The 2,543-nt window shown below is 58.0% G+C and carries 2 protein-coding genes; both read right to left on the bottom strand.

Features of this window, described 5'->3' with window-relative positions:
* Nucleotides 1-256: 256 nt before the first annotated feature.
* The gene (locus tag I5W_RS03285; RefSeq protein ID WP_017452236.1) at nt 257-1,255 is read right to left on the bottom strand and encodes a SphA family protein; all 999 of its coding nucleotides are present in this window, start codon (nt 1,253-1,255) and stop codon (nt 257-259) included.
* A gap of 205 nt (nt 1,256-1,460) precedes the next feature.
* The coding region (locus tag I5W_RS03280) for an amidase family protein (RefSeq protein ID WP_044528170.1) at nt 1,461-2,543 on the bottom strand (1,083 nt) is incomplete at its 5' end.

Below are 2,543 nucleotides of genomic sequence, written 5' to 3'. Positions count from 1 at the left end.
TAGCGCGATGCGGGGCGGGGGAACAATCCATCCCGCGAAAACTATTCATCGATTCTGCCAAGCTTTGTGGANGGCAATGCCCACGTGCATCTCGAGAAACACATTCCGGGCGTGCTTTATTTCTGGAAATACTGAGTCCAGATCTGACCCAAGGCGCGGTTTCCCAACCAGGCACATCCGCTCTCAGCGCAATTGTGCCTGGCCGGAGAATAGGGGCGAACGGGCCGCTCGCTTGTCGCGGCCGTCCAGCTCCAGTTCAGAAGACCTTCACATACTGGAGCCCCAGTGATGGCCCCTTGATCGCATTCTTATTGATAACAGGTAGGTTGAGATTGACGTTCAAGAATGACTTTTCCGAGATGCTGATATGAGCACCGGGGCCCATGGACAGCATTTCAGCCTTGCTGTTGGCGATCGATACGCCGTTCAATTTATTTTCGGTGAGCTGCTTGTAATAGAAACCGTTCACGCCCAGCGCCAGTGATGGCAAGACCCGGTATGAAGCTGCGAAGTTGAGCCAGCCGACCTGTCCCGCTTGCCCGTTGTCGAAGTTCAAGCCTGGAATGGGCGGTGGGTTGGAAAACTTGGTCGTGCTGAAGTTATACATATAGTTGAAGCGCAGAGAGATTTCGGTTTTTTCCGTGGGCAGGTAGGTGACGCTCAGATACGGTATGAGCGACCAGAATCCTGAGCTCTGGTTCAGATCCTTGTGCTTGTCGAAGTCCCCTGTCGGTGCGATGACGTCGATCTCAGCTCTCCAGGAAAAGACAGGATGGCCATCACTTATGATGGGGTTGCCTTGCAGATACGCACCGAACGTAAGATCGCCGATGCCCAGACCGTTGTCCCGCAGCTTCAGTCCCGGCGAGTCGAAGCTAGTGGAAAAATTGACCAGTGGAACGAACAGATTGAACCCGAGCTTCGTCGGCCCGATTTCCAATGGCGTCAAGTATGAGAACTGCGATACGAGAACCTGTGTGTTGACCTTGGCGTTGTTGAAGGCGCGCGATGATTTTCCATTGGCGTCGGTGATGTCGTTGCCGAACGTAAAGCGTGGATACGCTACATAAACGAATCCCGGCTCGCTTGGCCCGAAGCCGTCGAAGAAGCTGGTACTTCCGAGATTGATGCCAGACGGCGGCTTTACCAGATCAGGTAATTGCTGCGCGCTTGCATCGAAAGCCGCTGACGATACGATCAGGGCTGCCCCGATCATGGAAGCGTTGGTGATCATGGTGCGGGCTGTTTCTCTCATTTTTATCTCCGTGTTTCTATTTTTCAGCAGGATGTGTGCAAATGCGTTGGGGCCGCATGGAGGCATTTCTTGTTGTTTGCTTTCCTAACGGATTTGCGGAGATGGCGGCGAAATGTTGGGAGGCGCAGTTGGTCGTTCCCCCCCTTTAGCAGGGGGGAAGCGACGCTGATCCATCAGGCCGTCTGCAGTGACTTGGCAGGACCGACTACAGATAGGCGGGAGGAGCGATGAAGCCGCCAAGTTCTTGTTCGACCAACTGGGCGAAGCGCAGAGGTGTGCGGTCTTCGAGATAGGGGCCCATGATCTGAACGCCCAGCGGCAGGCCGTCGATGAAACGTCCGGTCGGTACGGCGGTTGCTGGCAAGTTGGCGACCACAGCCATCGACGGCCAATGCAATCCATCCCAATAGGGAATCGGCTGGCCATTGACGATGTGCGAGCGGGATTGCCCGACAGTGAACGGATCACTGTCGCCGTCGCCGCGGCGATCATGCTCGTAGGCGACGGTCGCGAAGGCCGGGCAGATCAGGACATCGTAGTGCGTAAAGAAATCGCGCCACGCACGATAGAGAACCTCGCGCTCATGTGCGAGGGCGTAGTATTGGTAATGGCGCATCTGGATAACACGCCCCATCCGTGCGATGTATCCGGCATCGTCGGGTGGCAGTGCCGCGGCTTTGTCTGCAAGCATGTTCAGAATCTGCGGAGGCATACTGCTGGCGCAGATCGACATGAGGATGTCGAAGTACATATCGGCCGATGCCTTCCAGTCGTAATCCGGCCGCGCCTTCTCGTCCACCGTGACTCCCAGCTTGCGGAGATCGTCGGCATAGGAGCGCAGGGCCTCAAGACTTCGCGCGTCGACGGCATAGGCACTGTCGTCGGCCCATACAGCGACCCGGAAATCCTGCAGACGCTCATGACGGCTCGGTGGAATGGCCAGGCGCGAGGCCGGACGCTCCAACTCGGCTGGAGCCACGATCAGGTCGAGCGCGAGTTCGAGATCCTGCGCCGAGCGTGCCAGCGGACCATTGGCCGCTAGTTCGTAGCGGGTGAGCGTTCCCGGAATGGGCGGAACATGTCCGTGCGCGGGCACCAGGCCATAGCTGGGCCGGTGACCGTACACGCCACAGAAATGTGCGGGGACGCGGATTGATCCGCCGATGTCGCTGCCCAGTTCCAGCGGGGTGAGACCTGCCGCCAGCGCCGCCGCCGAACCGCCCGAGGATCCGCCAGGGGTGCATCCGGCGTTCCAGGGATTGTTGGTCGAGCCGTAGACCGGGTATAG

It is taken from the genome of Herbaspirillum sp. B65 (assembly GCF_000333555.1).
In the GTDB taxonomy this organism is placed as follows: Bacteria; Pseudomonadota; Gammaproteobacteria; order Burkholderiales; family Burkholderiaceae_D; genus Herbaspirillum; species Herbaspirillum rubrisubalbicans.
The sequence above is the reverse complement of the archived record's forward strand: the minus strand, read 5'-3'. Positions and strand labels throughout refer to the sequence as shown.

Coding starts and splice junctions, on each gene's coding strand:
- I5W_RS03285 (WP_017452236.1), bottom strand. CDS start 1,255: ATGAGAGAAACAGCCCGCACCATGATCACCAACGCTTCCATGATCGGG.